Genomic DNA, 16,904 nt, shown 5'->3' on the forward strand with positions numbered 1-16,904 from the left:
TTTATCACCCTTCGGGAACACATCATGAGTGAACGAGTACTGGTGGCGGGCGTCGGCATGATCCAGTTCGCCAAGCCCGGCGCAAGCGGCACCTATATCGAAATGGGTGCCGAGGCCACGCGCCGCGCGCTAGCCGACGCGGGAATCGGCTACGACCTCGTGCAGCAGGCTTTCACGGGCTATGTCTACGGCGACTCCACCTGCGGCCAGACAGCGCTTTACGAAGTCGGCATGACGGGTATTCCCATCGTCAACGTCAACAACAATTGCTCGACAGGGTCGACCGCGCTCTATCTCGCCCGCCAGGCCATCGCCAGTGGCACCGCCGATTGCGTGCTTGCGCTCGGTTTCGAGCAGATGCAGGCCGGCCCGTTGAAATCGCATTGGGACGACCGGCCGGTCACACGCGCGCGTTTCGTACCGATCATGCACGGTCTGACCGCCGACCTCGCCCATCTGCCGCAGGCGCTGCGTACGTTCGGCGGTGCCGGGCGTGAACACATGCAACGCTACGGCACCCGCATGGAGACATTTGCGGCGGTGCGCGCCAAGGCAAGCCGCCACGCTGCAAACAATCCGCTGGCACTGTTTCGCAAAACCCTGAGTACCGAAGACGTGATGAACGACACCGCGCTGATTCCGGGTGTCATGACGCGGCTCATGGCGTGTCCGCCCACTTGCGGCGGGGCTGCTGCAATTCTCGTGTCCGAGCGGTTCGCCAAACGTCACGGCTTGCGCGCGGACGTTCAAATTGTCGCCCAGGCGCTGACTACCGATCCGCCCGCCTCGTTCGACCCGCCGTCCATGCTCAATTACGTCGGCACGCACATGACGCGCGCGGCGGCCAACCAGGTGTATGAACAGGCCGGCATCGGACCCGACGACATCGACGTGTGCGAATTGCACGACTGCTTCGCGCACAACGAGGTGATCTGCTACGAGTCGCTCGGTTTCTGTCCGGAGGGTGGCGCCGAGAAGTTTGTTCACGATGCCGACAATACCTATGGCGGGAAGGTGGTGGTCAATCCGTCGGGCGGATTGCTCTCGAAGGGACATCCGCTGGGCGCGACGGGCCTGGCGCAATGCTTCGAACTGACGAACCAGTTACGCGGTACCGCGGGACAGCGCCAGGTGGAGGGCGCAAGACACGCGCTTCAACACAATCTGGGGCTCGGCGGGGCATGCGTGGTGACGCTCTACGGCAAGCATTGAGCGGGCCTTAAGCGGGGACGACGCGGGCACTAAGCAGGCCTTAAGCGGGCATTAAGCGCACATCGGACTGGCGATAACGCAAGAACTCTGGAGCGAGACGTGAACAATCTGCTGGACGCTTTTCGGCTGACGCCGTTGCCTGCTGAAGCCGAATCCTTTCGCGCACAAGTGAAGCAGTTTCTCGGCGAACATCTGCCGGACGCGCCGGCGAATGTGCGCGCGCGTTCGTGGATGGGCTTCGACGCCGGGTTCAGCCGGCGTCTTGCCGCGCGCGGCTGGGTGGGACTCACTTTGCCGACGGAGTATGGCGGAGCGGGCTTCGACGCGTTCCGTCGCTTCGTGCTGGTGGAAGAACTGCTGGCGGCGGGCGCGCCGGTGGCCGCGCACTGGATCGCCGACCGGCAGAGCGGGCCGCTCATACTGCGCTATGGCAGCGCAGCGCAGAAGGACTTTTATCTGCCGCGCATCTGCAACGCCAGCGCGTTTTTCTGTATCGGCATGAGCGAGCCGGACGCGGGCTCCGACCTCGCTAGCGTACGAACCCGTGCGCAGCGCTGCGAGGGCGGCTGGCGTCTGAGCGGCCGGAAAATCTGGACGACCAATGCGCAGCATTGCCAGTACATGATCGCGCTGGTGCGCTCGTCGGGCGGCGTTGAAGATCGCCAGAAAGGCTTGTCGCAGTTCATCGTCGATCTGTCGTTACCGGGCGTGAGTATTCAACCTATCGTCGACCTCGCCGGCGACACCCATTTTTCCGAAGTGACGTTCGACGACGTCCTGCTTGCGGACACGGCGCTGATTGGCGAAGAGGGTGCGGGCTGGCAGCAGGTCACGGCCGAGCTTGCCTTCGAGCGCAGCGGCCCGGAGCGCATTTATTCGAGCGTTGTACTGCTCGACTGTTGGCGTGCCCATCTGGCCCGGCATGGCGCAAGCGCTTCGGAACTGGGCTTGCTCGGAGGTTTCATCACGCAACTGGCGACCCTGCGCAATCTGTCGATTGCCGTTACCGCGCGGCTTGCGCGCGGAGAAAGTCCGGTAGTCGAAGCGGCGCTCGTCAAGGACCTTGGCACGGAGTTCGAGCAGGCCATCCCCGCGTTGCTCGAAGCTGCCATCGCGTCCGATCCGACTGCGGTGCTCACGCAGGAAGCCATGTCGAGTGCGGCCGAATTGCGTCGTACGGTGGCGTATCTCAGCCAGATTTCGCCGACCTTCTCGTTGCGTGGCGGTACGCGCGAAGTGTTGCGTGGCGTGATTGCGCGCGGCCTGGGTCTGCGGTGATTCATGGGCATTCTTCATTCCCCCTCATGTCGATCAGGAAGAGCCTCGCATGTTCATTGAAGCGATCGAAGCCATCTTGCGCGAATGCGCGACGCCGGAAGCGGTGCGGGCTATAGAACAGGGCGGTGCGCCCCCGGCAATCTGGGATGCAGTGGAAGAAGCCGGTTTTCTCGAGTTGCTGAGTCCCGAGAATGCGGGCGGCGCGGGACTGTCGCTCCCGGAAATCGCACCGGTGTTCACGCTGTTGGGTCGCTACGCGGTACCGCTGCCGCTCGCGCAAAGCATCGCGGCGCGGGCGCTGCTGCGCGATACCGGTCTGGCCGCGCCGCCGGGCATGACGACACTCGCGGGCGACTGCCACCGCGATGCGCAGGGCACGGTGTGTGCGCCCAACGTAGCGTTCGGCATGATCTGCCGGCACGTGGTGGCTAATCTCGACGGCGCGCTGCTATTGCTCGATGCGGCGAGCGCGCAACGCCAGTGGTGCGGCGTGCATGGCAGTGCCGGAGCGACGCTCCGTTGGCCGGTCGACGTGTCGACGGTTCCGCTCGGTTCGAACGGTAGCGACGTGTGCCTTTTCAGCGCGGCGCTGCATGCAGCGGCAATGGCGGGCGCAATGAATCGCGTCTTCGACATGACGCTGCAGTATTGCAACGACCGCTCCCAGTTCGGTAAATCGATCGGCAAGTTTCAGGCGGTGCAGCATCAGCTGAGCGTCATGGCCGAACAGGTCGCCGCCGCGGGCATTGCTGCGGAGCTCGCATTCAATGGAGGCGGCATGGCTCCCGCACCCCTTGCGACCGCGATTGCCAAGGCTCGCACCAGCATGGCGGTGCCGTGGGTCGCGGCCACTGCGCACGCCCTGCACGGCGCAATCGGTGTCACGGACGAATACGATCTTCAGCTCTATACGCGCCGGCTTCACGAGTGGCGCATGGCAGACGGCTCGGAGGCTTACTGGAATCGGCTGGTGGGCCGTGCGTCGCTCGATGAATCGCAAGCGGCCGTCTCCACGGTCGTGGATTTCGCGCGGGCCGCAACACAGCACGCATCGGTGTGATCGATCTTCCGGCTTGCACTGTGTGCTGAGTTCAGTTTCCGCCATTTATACGCACGCTCACTCGCACACTTACACGAAAGGCTTCCCCTCCTATGCCAGCATTTCTGAATTACGAACAGAGCGGCCATATCGTCACGCTCACGCTGAACGAGCCAGAGCGACGTAATCCGCTGACCGGCAATACGATGGTGCCGGAACTCCTTGCGGCAATCGCGCGGATCGAAGACGACCGTTCCGTGCGTGCCGTGATCGTGACGGGTGCGGGTACCGCATTTTCGTCGGGCGGCAATATCCGCGACATGGAACCACTGGCGTCGGGCAACGTCGGCGGCATGCAGATTCGTCAGGAATATCGGCGGGGCATCCAGCAACTGCCGCTCGCGCTATTCAATCTGGAAGTCCCGCTGATTGGCGCAGTAAATGGCCCGGCTATCGGCGCCGGCCTGGATTTGACGTGCTTGTGCGATATCCGCATCGCGTCGGAGCGCGCAAGCTTCGCCGAGAGTTTTGTGAAGCTCGGCATTATTCCCGGCGATGGTGGCGCGTGGTTGCTGCCGCGGGTCATCGGCCTGTCGCGTGCGGCCGAACTGACCTTTACCGGCCGCACGATCGATGCCCAGCAGGCGCTCGACTGGCAACTGGTCTCGCGCGTGGTGCCGCACGATACGTTGATCGAGAGCGCCCAGGAGATCGCTCGAGCTATAGCCGCCAATCCGCCGCATGCCGTGCGACTCGCCAAGCGTTTGCTGCGCGAGGGGCTGCATTGCCGGCTCGATACCGTGCTGGAGATGTCGGCCGCGTATCAGGCGCTCGCGCATCAAACGGCACATCACCGCGAGGCGGTGTCCGCGTTTATCGAAAAACGCGCGCCGTCGTTCGAGGCTTAGCGCTGTACAGCGTGTGCGTCATGCCGGTGTCCGCGCGGGCCTTCTGCTGCCGAGCCGTCTGATTCAAGACCGGTCCACCCGAACAGGGTGGCTGAAAACACGCGGCGTTCTGGCTTACTAACAGTCACGCTGAGGGCGATCCGCGATCCGCGATCCGCGATCCGCGATCCGTCGCTGGCGCTGCGCGGCGTGCTCGCACGCTGCCATCAATCTACGAGTCACTCAAAACGAAAAACGGAGGCGCCATGGGCGTGTTGAGCGGTGTACGTGTGCTGGAATTCGAGGCGATCGGGCCGGGGCCGTTTGGCACCATGTTGCTCGCCGACATGGGTGCCGATGTCGTGCGAATAGACCGCCCGCTGCCACCCGAGGACTTGGGCCCTAAAACGAATGGCAGGCGCGCGGACGTCACGGGTCGCGGGCGTCGCTCGGTTACGCTCGATCTCAAACAGCCGCGGTCTGCCGAAGCCGCACTCCATCTGATCGAGCGCGCCGACGTGGTGATAGAAGGCTTCCGGCCCGGCACGATGGAACGTCTGGGCCTGGGTCCGCAGGCTGCGCTGGAACGTAACCCCAAACTCGTCTACGGCCGCATGACCGGCTGGGGGCAGACGGGTCCGCTGGCGCAGTGCGCCGGTCACGATCTCAACTACATCGCGCTGTCCGGCGTGCTGTCGGGCATCGGTCGCGCGGGCGAAGCGCCGGTGCCTCCGCTCAATCTGGTCGGCGATTATGGCGGCGGCGGAATGTTGCTCGCTCTGGGCGTGGTTGCCGCGCTCTTCAATGTGCAGCGCGGCGGCAAGGGGCAGGTCGTGGACGCCGCCATGGTCGAGGGCACGGCGCAACTCGGCTCGGTGATCTGGGGACTGCTCGCGTCGGGTAACTGGCAGGAGGCGCGCGGCAGCAATCTGCTCGATGGTGGAACGCCCTGGTATGACAGCTACCGCACGCGTGACGGCGGCTACATGTCGGTGGGCGCGGTGGAGTCGCGCTTCTACGCCGAACTGCTCGTCAAGCTCGGACTCGCAAATGCGGGTTTGCCCGCGCAGCACGATCGTAGCGGTTGGCCGGTATTGCGCGAGCGCTTTGCAGCGGCATTTCTCACCCGTACGCGGGACGAGTGGTGTGCGCTGTTCGACGGCAGCGATGCGTGCGTGGCGCCGGTACTGAGCTTCTCCGAGGCGCCGGCGCATCCGCAACACCGCGCCCGCGGGAGTTTTGTCGAAGTCGCCGGCGTCGTGCAACCCGCGCCCGCGCCGCGCTTTTCGGCGACGCCGTCCACGATTGCGAGCGCGGCTCCGCAACGCGGCGAGCATGGGCTCGCGGCGCTACAAGACTGGGGTTTCGATGAGTTGGCGCTTGCCGGCCTGCGGGAGCAGGGCTTGGGGTATCGGGGATAAGTCGCGGGGATAAGTCGCGGGGATAGGTCGCGGGGATAACTCGCGCAGGCGTTGCCTCAGTGGCAACGTGGTGTATTTCAGTTACTCCACGGCACACCCAACGGCACACCCAACGGCACACCCAACGGCACACCCAACGGCACACCCAACGGCACACCCAACGGCACACCCAACGGCACACCCAACGGCACACCCAACGGCACACCCAACGGCACACCCAACGGCACACCCAACGGCACACCCAACGGCACACCCAACGGCACACCCAACGGAAAACCCGGCCGCGCGGCCGGGTCCTTTTTGCACTTGCCGATTAACCCCAGCCGATTAACCCCGGCCGATTACCGGAGCCGATTACTGCAGATTGCCCGCTACCGCGATCGTCTGACCGGTGATGTAGTTCGACTCCGGCGAGCAGAACAGATACACGCCGCCCGCCGCCTCTTGCGGCGTGCCGCCGCGGCCAAGCGGGTTGCGCTGCGAGTGCATTCTGAGCGCCTCGGCATTGACGCCCACGCGAATGTCGCGGCCATCGATTTTCACGGTCGAGCCGGCGTCGGCATCGGTCATGGTCATGCGCGTATGAATCAGCCCGAACGCCACGCAATTCACGTTGACGTTGAAACGCCCCCATTCGCGGCTGAGCGCGCGCGTCATACCGATCACGCCCGCTTTGGCCGACGAGTAATTCATCTGCCCGGCATTGCCGTTGAGCGCCGAGGTCGACGAGATATTGACGATCTTGCGATACACCTCGCGGCCGGCCTCCTTATCGGCGGCATGCAACGCTTTTATATGCGGATAGGCGGCGCGCAGAATGCGGAACGGCGCGGTCATATGGCAGTCGATGATGGCGTACCACTGTTCGTCCGTCATTTTCTGAACGACGTCGTCCCACGTGTAGCCCGCGTTGTTGACGATGATGTCGATGCCGCCAAACGTGCCCATCGCCGCGCCGATGAAGCGCTCCGCAAAGTCGGGCGCGCTCACGTTGCCGACGCAGGCAACCGCGTCGCTACCCATCTTTTTCACGGCTTCGACGGTTTCGTATGCCGGTTCTGCGTCGAGGTCGTTGATGACCAGTCGCGCACCCTCGCTCGCCAGTTTTTCCGCGATTGCGCGGCCGATACCGCGGCCCGAACCGGTAACCAGTGCTACCTTGCCTTCAAGTTTTCCCACGTTACTGTCTCCTTCATTGAACCTGATTTAGATGATTGCAATGACTGCATCGCCGACGACACGTGTGTCGCCATACTGATTCCGGGTTTGAATCTCGACTTTCACGCGTGATTCGCCGTGGGTTTCGAACTTGTCGACGACCTGACCGCAGCAGGTAATCTGGTGGCCCAGATGCGTGATACCGACGAAGCGCACGGCGAATTGCCGTAGTTGCCGCGGATCGACCCACTCGGTGAGTAACCTGCCGAGATACGCCATGGAAAGCATGCCGTGTGCAAAGACATCGGGCATGCCGGTGCGGCGCGCGAAGTCGAGATCGATATGCACGGCGTTGTGATCGCCCGATGCCCCGGCGAACAGCGCGAGGGTGGTGCGGTCGATCGGCGGAAGTGCCAGCGGCGGCAGCGTGTCGCCAATCTGGATGGTGTCGAAGCGCAATACGTTCATTCGCAGTCTCCGGTTAGCCGTTGCGCTGCACGAGCACGCTGCGCAAATCGGCGACATGCTCCCCATGCTGGTTGGTCACACGCGTCTCGCGCACCACGAAGTCGAGCGCACCGCCTTTTTTGTCGTAGATGTCGGCGATACGGCACTCGAATCGCAAAACATCGCCTGCATAAGCGAGCCGGTGATAGGTGAACGACTGCTCGCCATGCAGAATGCGGGCAACCTGTATGCCGATTTCGTCACGCCAGCGTTTGTCGGGCTGCTCCAGCTCCAAAGAGAACAGGAAGGTGGGCGGCAAGGGCAGATTCGGGTGCCCGGCGTCGCGTGCGGCTGCTTCGTCGAAGTAGATCGGGTTGGTTTCGCCAATGGCCTTGGCGAAAAAACGCAGGCGCCCCGCCTCGGCTACGGTAGAGAAGCCCGGCAAGATCTTGCCGATATGTTGTTTGTCGATCATCTCAGGCACTCCGTCGAGAAGCGCGCCATCACGCGGCCTTGTAGATGGTCGTTACGCATGCGCCGCCCAGCCCGAGGTTGTGCGCGAGTGCGACCTTTGCGCCCGGGACCTGGCGCTGGTCGGCGCTGCCGCGTAACTGATGGGTCAATTCGTAGCATTGCGCGAGGCCGGTGGCGCCCAGCGGATGGCCTTTGGAAAGCAGGCCGCCCGACGGATTCACGACCCATTTGCCGCCGTACGTGTTGTCGCCGTCGTTCACGAGTTTTTCGGCCTCGCCTTCGCGACACAGACCGAGTCCTTCATAGGTCAGCAACTCGTTCTGCGCGAAACAGTCGTGCAACTCGATCACGTCGATATCTTCGGGGCCGACTCCGGCTTGCTCGTAGGCGAGCTTCGCGCCCGAGCGGGTCATGTCGAAACCGACCACGCGAATCATGTCGCGGCTGTCATACGTGCTGGGCTTGTCGGTCGTGAGCGACTGGCCGGCAATCGACACGTTGGTGCGAAGCCCGCGGCGCCGTGCAAACGACTCGGACACCACGATGGCCGCGGCCGCGCCGCAAGTCGGCGGGCAGGCCATCAAACGGGTGAGCACGCCTTCCCAGATCATCGGCGAAGCCAGCACGTCTTCCGGTGTCACGACATTGCGGAACAGCGCTAGCGGATTGCGCGCCGCGTGTTGACTGGCCTTTGCACGAATCTTCGCGAAGGTCTCGAGTTTGGTGCCGTATTTCTTCATGTGCGCGAGACCCGCGCCGCTGAACTGCCGGATCGCGCTCGGCAGATCCGTCCGGTCCACCAGTTCGTCGACCAGTTTCAGCGCTCGCTCGAGCGCCGGCGCGCGATCGCTCCATTTCGACGACAGCGCGCCTGGCTGCATGAATTCGAAGCCCACCGCCAGCGCGCAATCCACTACGCCGCTCTGCACCGCCTGACGCGCGAGGAACAGCGCGGACGAACCGGTTGCACAGTTGTTGTTGACGTTGATGACCGGCACCCCGGTCATCCCTACGCGGTAGAGCGCTTTCTGTCCGCAGGTGGAGTCGCCGTAGACATAGCCGGCATAGGCCTGCTGGACATCTTCATAGGCGACGCCCGCGTCGGCGAGCGCCTGACGTACGGCACCGGCGCCCATGATGTCGTAGGTATCGCTAGTACCCGGCTTGCTGAACGGAATCATGCCGACACCGGCGACGAAGACTGGACGTGTCATCTATATGCTCCTGCTGGGTTGGAATGGTCGGGTTACAACTTGCGGGCGATCAGCTCGCGCATGACTTCGCTGGTGCCGCCGTAGATGCGCGTGACGCGCGCGTCCGCGAAAGCGCGCGCCACCGGATATTCGAGCATGTAGCCGTACCCGCCGTGCAATTGCACCATGTCGTCGAGCGCGCGCCCGAGCGATTCGGTGGCGAACAGTTTGGCGATGGCGGCTTCTTCGAGCGTGAGGCGCCGGCTCATGTGTTCGGCGAGGTAGTGGTCGACCAGCACGCGCACCGCGGTTGCCTGGGCCTTGATGTCGGCCAGCTTGAATTTGGTGTTCTGGAAGTCCCACACGGTCTGATTGAAGGCGCGCCGGTCCTTCACGTAGTTCAACGTGTGTTCGAGGCAGGCTTCGAGCTTGGCCGCCGCGCCGATCGCGATCGACAGGCGTTCCTGCGGTAACTCGCTCATCAGATAAGCGAAACCCTGACCTTCTTCGCCTAGACGGTTGGCGACGGGCACGCGGACGTTGTCGAAGAAAAGTTCGGCGGTGTCCTGGCCGTGCATGCCGACTTTCTCCAGCTTGCGACCGCGCCGGAAGCCTTCGCGCGTGGCTTCCACCACGATCAGGCTGACACCTTTGGCGCCCGCGGCGGGGTCGGTCTTGCACACGACGATGATCAGGTCGGCGTTCAGGCCGTTGCTGATAAACGTCTTGCTCCCGTTGATCACGTAGTCGTCGCCGTCCCGTACCGCGGTGGTGCGCACCGATTTCAGGTCGCTGCCGGTGCCGGGTTCGGTCATCCCGATAGCGAGGATGGTTTCGCCGGTGCAGATGCGTGGCAGCCAGCGCTGTTTCTGTTCCTCGCTGCCGGTGCGCGCGATGTACGGCGCGATGATGTCCGAATGCAGGCTGAAGCCCGGGCCGCTCAGGTTAGCGCGGTTCATCTCCTCGTTGATTACCGCGGCGTGGCCGAAGTCGCCACCCCCGCCGCCGTATTCGGTGGGCAGCGTGACGCACAGCAGGCCCTCGCGGCCGGCCTTGAGCCAGGTTTCCCGATCGACGCGGCCGGCGCGGTCCCACTCGGCCTGCTTCGGCAGACATTCACGGTCGAGAAAGCGGCGCACCGTGGTGCGCAACATTTCGTGGTCGTCGCGAAAAACGGTTCGATTGATTTGCATGACTGAATTCCAAAGATGGATGGACCCGGCCGATGGCCGAGGCAGGTCCCGACGCAGCACTTCGCGCGGGACTTCGCATACGCGTTAGCGCAGACGGGCGATATGCGCGGCCGGTTCGGCGTGATAGAGCAGGTCGATGAGCGGTGCGCGGCGTGCGCGGCTCACTGCCTGGTTTACGTAACCCTTTTCGGCGATTTCGTTGGCGTCGATGGATGGCGGTTCGGCCATCAACAGCACACGCTCGATGGTCATGCTCGCGCCGCCGCCGACCTGCGTGGCAAGCCGGTCGCGCAACGCTGCGACGACGAGCGGATGCTCGACCAGCGCCGCGGCATCCAGTTGCTCCAGTTCGGGCGCGAGCCGCCGGCACGCAGCCACGTTCGGCCACGCGAGCGCGGCGAGGTAATCGTGGTCGTGGCCGCAGATGACGGCGTCCGCAATAAGCGGCGCGCAAGTGTCGAGCAAGCCGATGCGCACCGCGCCGGTCCGGACCCACGTGCCGTTGCCGAGCTTGAAGTCTTCGACCAGCCGCCCGGCGAACAGCAGGCCCTGGCCGGGGTCCGTCGGGTCGACGAGGCGCACGGCGTCGCCGAGCCGGAAAAAACCTTCCTCGTCGAAGGCGGCGGCGTTCAGACTAGGGTTGCCCAGATAACCGCCGAAGACGTTCGCGCCGCGCATACGGATTTCGTAGCGGCCGTCGTCCCCCGCGAGCGGCAGCAGTTTGATTTCCGAGCCAGGCACCGGACCGCCGAGGTTGCCGAGTTCGCTCGAAGGACGGCCGCAGTACGTGCCCATACCACTGGTCTCGGTGCACGCAAGGCCGGTGGAGAAAACGATGCGTTGGCCGATGGTTTGCACGGCAACCCGCTGGATGCGATGCCATACCGCCGCGGGCAGGCTCGCGCCGCCGTAGCCGAAATACTGCACGTCGGCGAACAGACTGCGGGCGAGCGCCGGATCGCGTTCCAGTTCACCCGCCAGCACGGCCCATGCGGACGGCACGCTGGTGAACACGGTAGGCGACACATCGCGCAGATTGCGCACGGTCCGCTCGATCAGGCCCGGCAGCGGCCGGCCGTCGTCGATATGATGCGCGGCGCCGAACTGGATGGAGCGCCCGAGGTTCAGCACACCGCCGAGGCCGTGGTGCCACGGCAGCCAGTCGAGAAAGACCGGTTGCGAATCGAGCAGCCACGCCAGGTTGTCGGCGTAATAGCAGGCGACCGCCTTGAAGTTGCTGTACGTAAGCGGCACCCCTTTGGGCACACCGGTCGAGCCCGACGTGAACAGCACGCGTACGGTGTCGCGCTGGCCGATGGCGGCGTGTGCGTTGGCGACGGCGGCGCTTCGCGCGGCCGTCAGTTCCGTGTCTCGCAACGTGGCCCACGCGTGCAGCGGGTGACCTGCAATCGTGGCGCCGGTGGCGTGCTGTACGGTGATGACCGGCGCGCTCGCGTGGCCGCTGGCCGCGATGGCCGACAGCGCACGTTCGAACTGGCCCGCGTCCTGAACGAACAGCGCCGCCGGCGGCACCAGGTCGAGCACGCCTTTGAGCCGCGCGAAATCCTTGCTGAGGAGCGCATACGCAGGCGACACGGGTGCAGTGGGAATCCCCACGTATTCGGCTGCCAGCAGCAGCACCGCCTGTTCGATCGAGTTGCCGGACAGCAGCATGAGCGGACGGCTCTGGCCGAGTCCCATTTCCAGCAGCGCCGCCGCGACGCTTTGCACTTGCCGCCACAGCTCGCACCAGGTGATAGAGCGCCATTCGCCGTTCACGTCGCGTTCGCGAAACGCCGTTCTCGCGCCGCGCGCTTCCGCCCAGCCGGGGATGAAGTCGGCGAAGCTTTGCTCGGCCACGTTGGGCGGCGAACTGGCCGAACGCAGAATTAACGTGCCGTCTGGACGGCGCTCCACGACAGGGCGACGCTCGGGAAAGCGGGCCGGACGGTACGGCGCTTCCGGGCGCTTTGGGCTGCCGTTCTCCTTGCATTGATCACTACACTCGCCAGTGTTAAGCGGGGTCATTGACGCGTGTCTCCTTTGCTTCGCTGCACGCCGACGCGCGCAGCAGCATTCTGGTTGTGCGGAATGTGCCGCCCGAAAGCGGGGGCGGCGACTTCTCGATTCGTAGGATAGGGTGGTACGCGCTCGGAGAAACCACCCGAGTCGGGTAGCGAATGCGGGAAAGCGCTGAAATGGCGCGGCCATAAAGGGCCATTGATGCTCAGGCGATAAGCGCCGCCATGCCGACACCGGGTTCGGTGCCGAGCTCGAGATCGCGAACCCGCGCGACGGCTTCGTCGCGGGTCGCCACGCCGAGCTTGCCGTAGATATTTTTCAGATGCCACTTGACGGTCTCGGGCGAGATGCCGAGCGTGCGGGCGATTTTCTTGTTCGGCAGCGCCTGGGCCAGCAGGCGGATGACGCGCGCTTCGCGCTCGCTGAGCGGCTCCGCGCCGAGCGTCGCCAGATGACGCAAGCCGCCCGCGCTCGAGTAAGGTGGCAGCAGCTCGCTACCCACGCTTGCGCCCGCGCTCGCACGGCGCGCCGGTTGCGTCGCCTCGGCGGCTCGCGCGGCGTGTAATCGTTCGACATGAAATGCCAGCACCGGATCGTGCGGCGCGTGCTGAACCGCCTCGACGATTAGCGGCAGCGTGTCGCTGTCGGCGTCGAGCAGGCTACGCACCAGGCCCAACCGCTGTGCGCGACGCAGCGCCGCGAGCACGATGCGGTGCGCCGCGTCGGTGTGACCGTGGCAGGCCTCGATACGCGCGGCGACCAGTTGCAGGCGCACGACCTCTCGCTGCCAGCCGTGGGCCTCGCAAAATGGGATCAGCGCATGCAAGCGTTGCAGCGCGCCGGCGAAATCGTTGCGCGCCATGCTCGCGTCGAGCAGCGCGCGCCCGGCGACAGCGTGAATCTCGGCACCGTTGCCCGGTGCCGCACTCGCAAACCGCGCCGCCAGATCGCGCAGACGCGCGAGGCCGGTCTCGGCCAGCTCGAATTGACCGGTCTGAAGACGGTAGCGAATCTGCTCCGCGAGGCTGTGCGCGGCCAGACGCGGCAAGCCGTGCCGCGCCGCGTGCCCGTCGAGCCGATCGAGACAGGCGAAGGCCTGCGACGGGTCGCCGGCTAACCAATGCGCACCGGCGAGCACGACGAACACCCGCAGGACCGAATCGGGAATCGAGACTCTTTCGAGCAGATCGACCTGCTCCTCCAGCAGCACACGCGCACCTTCCGGGTCGCCGGTTTCGTACAACACTTCGCCGAGCAACGCGGTCGCGAAACACATGGCCTCCGACGCGGCCCGGCCGAAGCGCGTGGCGTCGAACAGGACGTCGCGGCCAATCCGTTCGGCGGCGATGAAGTTGCCTTCCAGCGCATGGCCGAAGCCGGTCATGCAGCGGCCATTGAGCAAGCCCGACGAAGTGCCCATGAGCGGCGCGCCGTCGGCGAGACGCTGCGGCGCGTCGCTCTGAACCTGCCGTGCTGTTTCGTACTCCCCGATACGCATGTGGATCCACGACATCAGGTTGTTGCGGCCGCCCACCACGAGCGGATCGGCGTGCGTGGGAATTCGTTGCAATAACGGCAGCAGCGCGACCGCTGCTTCGCAATCGTCGCGCTGCACGGCAAGGGCGGCTCGCAACAGGATCAGACGGTGGTGCGCGTGCGAGTCGGCACTCGGCAGGTCGGTGTCGAGGCGCGCGAGTTCCGCGGCGCAGGCGTCGAAATCGCGTGCATACAGTTGCAGATGGATACGCCACAGCCGCAGGTCGATTCGCGCATCGACTTCGGCGACAGGCAGCAGACGAATTAGCGCAATCAACTTGCGCACGTCGCCGCCGAGTTGCAAGGTGCGCGCGACGCGTTGCACGAGTTCGGCGGCGGCTCCCGGCTCACCGGCGAGCAGCGCGTGACGGACTGCTTCGTCGGCCTGATCGTGATCGCGCCACCAGCGCCATGCGGCGAGATGCACGGCGCGCTGCTGCCACTCGCCGCGCGCGCGAAAGCGTACCAGCAGCGTCTCGCGGAGCAGCGGATTGAGCCGGTACCAGCGCGGCTCGGCGGACTTGTCGAGCGGCATCAGAAACAGGTTGTCGCGCTCCAGTCGTGTTAACAGCGCGTGAACGTCGGCCGATGTGTGGCTCGCGGATTTCAGGGCTATGCACAAGGAGGCGCAGAGCCGCGTGCAACTGGCCATGCGGATCAGCAGTTCGAGTTCGGCCGGGGTGAGACGCGACAACACCGCGTGCTCGAAGAAGTCAGCGAAGTCGCAGGCGTCTTGCGCGCCGTATAGAAGGGCCGAGGCGAGCGCCTGAGCGGAAGCGGGCCGGTCGTGCGTGACTTTGCGTTTTTTGAGCTGTGCGGCAAGCCTTTGCAGGCCGGTCACCCAGCCGTCGGCTCGTTCATGAAGTCGGCGCGCGTCGCGCCGGTCGACGTCGCCAAGTTGCGCGCGGAGCAGGGACTCCGACTCGGCGGCGCTAAAACGCAGGTCGCGCGCGCCGAGTTCGAGCAGCAACCCCTGGTCGCGCGGGCGGCCCAGCGAGAGCGGCAAGGTGGAGCGCGACACCAGCACCAGGTGCAGATTGGGCGGCGCGAAATCGAGCAGCCATTGCAGGCTCGCGTGCTGACCCGGGTGGCCTACATGGTGAAGGTCGTCGAGCACGAGCACGACGTCGTTCGGATGCCTGCCTATTCCTCTTGTCAGCGCGATGAGGTTGCGTTGGATGGCTGCTTCATCGGCGTCGTCCTGATGGGCCAGGCGGGCTTGCTGGCACACCGCCGGTCCGAGCGGCGCAAGGCTCGCCGTCAGGTCGGCGAGAAACCGTGTGGGGTCGTCGTCTTCTGCGGCGAGGCTGAGCCACGCCACGTCGAAGCCGAGCGCAAGCAGCGCTTCGCGCCAGGCGATGGCGAGGTTGGTTTTGCCGCAACCGGCGGGCCCCTGAATGACGATGCAACGTTTGCGCCGCGCGTCGAGCAGTTGTGCAAGCAGACGTTCGCGCGGCACGGCCCGCGTATTGCCGCGCGGGGCGACACAACGCGGGTTAGGCCCGGCTTCCGGGGCGGCGGGAGTCTGGCTTTGATGGGGCCTGGCGAGGCAAACGTTCTGCGACATGGTGACTGCGCTTTGCGTCCCGCGACACACTGCGCCGATGGCAGAAGCACCGCTGACAGAAGCTTCGGGACGAAATGATAACCGGCCAATTGTAGCCTGGCGGCTGTCGCGGATTTCCATCCAGATGGGTGCGACACCTGTTTATCGATGTCCGATTTGTTTCGTCATCCCGATAAAAAGCGATCCATGTAGATCATCGACTCGGGGTATTCCCGGTCCCACCCGGTTCGGGTAGGTCATCGTGCCCGAGCGGGTTGCAATATGGCTCGCGAAGCACAACACAAAGAGAGGAGACATGCATGCGTTTGATGAGTCAGAGTATGTGCGGCGCGACGTTGATGTTCGCCGCGGGCGCCGCGCTAGCGCAATCGAGTGTGACGTTGTACGGGGTGGCGGACGTGTTCGTCCAGTATCTCGACAACGGCGGCAAACATTCCTGGTCGGAGCGCAGCGGCGGTTCGACCGGGTCGCTGTTCGGCCTCAAAGGCAATGAGGACCTGGGCGGCGGACTGAAAGCGGTGTTCGACGTCGAGACCGGCTTCAACATCAACAACGGTGCGTATTTCGCCGATACGTCAAGTCTGTTCTACCGGCAATCCTGGGTCGGGCTCAAGCACGACACGTATGGCTCGCTCACGTTCGGGCGGCAGTATCAGCCGAGTTTCTGGGCGGTGTATTTCACCGACCCGTTTCGCGGCAACGAAGTCATGTCGCCGCTCGCCGCCGCCGACCTCGCCGGCGCGACCGACCGGGCCACGCTGGCGACCCAATACGTGTCGGGACGCACCAGCAATTCGATCGTCTACCAGTCGCCCGATATGCGCGGCGTCAAGGTGTTCGCGATGTACGGCATGCCCGCGACGTCGACTCAACCGGTGCAGGTGTCTTCCGGCTCGATGATCGACCTGGCCGCCAACTATTCCGGTTATGGTTTCTACGCGGGCGCGGGCTACCAGTATCAGCACGGTGGGCGCGAGACGGCTGGGCTGGTGGCCGCCGCCCCGAGCATGCTGACGAGCTTCGACCTGATGGCCACCGAGCATTTCAGCGCCGCGCTCGCTTACCGGATCGGTATCGTCAATCTGCAGGCCAACTATTCCTACAACCGTTCCAAAGATCCGGCGCCCGGTGCGGTCGTGACGGTCACGCCGACAGTCGCGCTGCCACTTGCGTCGCTGGTGCACTCGTACAGCATCGTCGAAGTGGGGGCGACCATCCAGGCGAGCCCGGTCGATGTGATCGAGATTGCCGGCATCCAGCGCAACGTTCGTGGCGTGCACGACAACACGTCCGGTATCGAACTCGGGCTCGATCACAACCTGTCGAAACGGACGAGTCTCTACCTGCGCGCGGGTTATCTGAAGAACAACGGCAGCGCGAATATGAGCTGGCCCGGCGTTACCGGTGTAACGGGCGGCTCGAAGCAGATTCTCGGGGTGGCAGGCATGTCACACCGCTTCTGACAATGGGAGAAAAC

Annotated in this window: 14 protein-coding genes; 6 read left to right on the forward strand and 8 right to left on the reverse strand. The window is 64.7% G+C overall.

All coding sequences use genetic code 11. The features are described from left to right. Positions 1-24 precede the first annotated feature (24 nt). The 5 genes from FQ746_RS29930 (at position 25) to FQ746_RS29950 (ending at position 5,837) form a co-directional block, all read left to right on the forward strand. Positions 25-1,212: a lipid-transfer protein gene (locus tag FQ746_RS29930; protein ID WP_144113397.1), complete on the forward strand. Its 1,188-nt coding sequence runs from the start codon at positions 25-27 to the stop codon at positions 1,210-1,212. A gap of 99 nt (positions 1,213-1,311) precedes the next feature. After that, a complete protein-coding gene (locus FQ746_RS29935; RefSeq protein ID WP_144113398.1) occupies positions 1,312-2,490 on the forward strand; it encodes an acyl-CoA dehydrogenase family protein in 1,179 nt (392 codons plus the stop codon). 49 nt (positions 2,491-2,539) lie between these two features. After that, positions 2,540-3,550 (forward strand): acyl-CoA dehydrogenase family protein, encoded by a 1,011-nt coding sequence (locus FQ746_RS29940; protein WP_144113399.1) that lies wholly within the window; start codon positions 2,540-2,542, stop codon positions 3,548-3,550. 92 nt (positions 3,551-3,642) lie between these two features. Beyond that, on the forward strand, positions 3,643-4,437 hold the full coding sequence (locus FQ746_RS29945; RefSeq protein ID WP_144113400.1) for a crotonase/enoyl-CoA hydratase family protein: 795 nt from the start codon (positions 3,643-3,645) through the stop codon (positions 4,435-4,437). Between the two features lie 245 nt (positions 4,438-4,682). After that, on the forward strand, positions 4,683-5,837 hold the full coding sequence (locus FQ746_RS29950; RefSeq protein ID WP_144113401.1) for a CaiB/BaiF CoA transferase family protein: 1,155 nt from the start codon (positions 4,683-4,685) through the stop codon (positions 5,835-5,837). A gap of 77 nt (positions 5,838-5,914) precedes the next feature. On the opposite strand, the gene FQ746_RS34950 is transcribed toward FQ746_RS29950, so the two are convergent. The 8 genes from FQ746_RS34950 to FQ746_RS29990 form a co-directional block, all read right to left on the reverse strand. Then, positions 5,915-6,106: a hypothetical protein gene (locus tag FQ746_RS34950; protein WP_186310874.1), complete on the reverse strand. Its 192-nt coding sequence runs from the start codon at positions 6,104-6,106 to the stop codon at positions 5,915-5,917. Positions 6,107-6,191: 85 nt separating this feature from the next. Next, a complete protein-coding gene (locus FQ746_RS29960; RefSeq protein WP_144113402.1) occupies positions 6,192-7,016 on the reverse strand; it encodes an SDR family NAD(P)-dependent oxidoreductase in 825 nt (274 codons plus the stop codon). Between the two features lie 27 nt (positions 7,017-7,043). Beyond that, positions 7,044-7,463, reverse strand: coding sequence for a MaoC family dehydratase (locus FQ746_RS29965; RefSeq protein ID WP_144113403.1), 420 nt, complete (start codon positions 7,461-7,463; stop codon positions 7,044-7,046). Positions 7,464-7,476: 13 nt separating this feature from the next. After that, positions 7,477-7,917, reverse strand: coding sequence for a MaoC family dehydratase N-terminal domain-containing protein (locus FQ746_RS29970; RefSeq protein WP_144113404.1), 441 nt, complete (start codon positions 7,915-7,917; stop codon positions 7,477-7,479). Positions 7,918-7,945: 28 nt separating this feature from the next. Next, on the reverse strand, positions 7,946-9,130 hold the full coding sequence (locus tag FQ746_RS29975) for a lipid-transfer protein (protein ID WP_144113405.1): 1,185 nt from the start codon (positions 9,128-9,130) through the stop codon (positions 7,946-7,948). Positions 9,131-9,162: 32 nt separating this feature from the next. Then, the gene (locus tag FQ746_RS29980; RefSeq protein WP_144113406.1) at positions 9,163-10,302 is read right to left on the reverse strand and encodes an acyl-CoA dehydrogenase family protein; all 1,140 of its coding nucleotides are present in this window, start codon (positions 10,300-10,302) and stop codon (positions 9,163-9,165) included. Positions 10,303-10,386: 84 nt separating this feature from the next. Next, positions 10,387-12,330, reverse strand: a complete 1,944-nt coding sequence (locus FQ746_RS29985; protein ID WP_144113407.1) for a feruloyl-CoA synthase — start codon at positions 12,328-12,330, stop codon at positions 10,387-10,389. A gap of 199 nt (positions 12,331-12,529) precedes the next feature. After that, positions 12,530-15,427 (reverse strand): LuxR C-terminal-related transcriptional regulator, encoded by a 2,898-nt coding sequence (locus tag FQ746_RS29990; protein WP_144113408.1) that lies wholly within the window; start codon positions 15,425-15,427, stop codon positions 12,530-12,532. Between the two features lie 299 nt (positions 15,428-15,726). On the opposite strand from FQ746_RS29990, the gene FQ746_RS29995 reads away from it, so the two are divergent. Further along, the gene (locus FQ746_RS29995) at positions 15,727-16,890 is read left to right on the forward strand and encodes a porin (RefSeq protein WP_144113409.1); all 1,164 of its coding nucleotides are present in this window, start codon (positions 15,727-15,729) and stop codon (positions 16,888-16,890) included. Positions 16,891-16,904: the final 14 nt, after the last annotated feature.

Origin of the sequence: Paraburkholderia sp. BCC1886 (assembly GCF_900996245.1) — a bacterium.
Lineage (GTDB): Bacteria > Pseudomonadota > Gammaproteobacteria > Burkholderiales > Burkholderiaceae > Paraburkholderia.

Coding starts and splice junctions, on each gene's coding strand:
- FQ746_RS29965 (WP_144113403.1), bottom strand. CDS start 7,463: ATGAACGTATTGCGCTTCGACACCATCCAGATTGGCGACACGCTGCCG.
- FQ746_RS29995 (WP_144113409.1), top strand. CDS start 15,727: ATGCGTTTGATGAGTCAGAGTATGTGCGGCGCGACGTTGATGTTCGCC.
- FQ746_RS29985 (WP_144113407.1), bottom strand. CDS start 12,330: ATGACCCCGCTTAACACTGGCGAGTGTAGTGATCAATGCAAGGAGAAC.
- FQ746_RS29990 (WP_144113408.1), bottom strand. CDS start 15,427: ATGTCGCAGAACGTTTGCCTCGCCAGGCCCCATCAAAGCCAGACTCCC.
- FQ746_RS29975 (WP_144113405.1), bottom strand. CDS start 9,130: ATGACACGTCCAGTCTTCGTCGCCGGTGTCGGCATGATTCCGTTCAGC.
- FQ746_RS29940 (WP_144113399.1), top strand. CDS start 2,540: ATGTTCATTGAAGCGATCGAAGCCATCTTGCGCGAATGCGCGACGCCG.
- FQ746_RS29980 (WP_144113406.1), bottom strand. CDS start 10,302: ATGCAAATCAATCGAACCGTTTTTCGCGACGACCACGAAATGTTGCGC.
- FQ746_RS29930 (WP_144113397.1), top strand. CDS start 25: ATGAGTGAACGAGTACTGGTGGCGGGCGTCGGCATGATCCAGTTCGCC.
- FQ746_RS29970 (WP_144113404.1), bottom strand. CDS start 7,917: ATGATCGACAAACAACATATCGGCAAGATCTTGCCGGGCTTCTCTACC.
- FQ746_RS29950 (WP_144113401.1), top strand. CDS start 4,683: ATGGGCGTGTTGAGCGGTGTACGTGTGCTGGAATTCGAGGCGATCGGG.
- FQ746_RS29945 (WP_144113400.1), top strand. CDS start 3,643: ATGCCAGCATTTCTGAATTACGAACAGAGCGGCCATATCGTCACGCTC.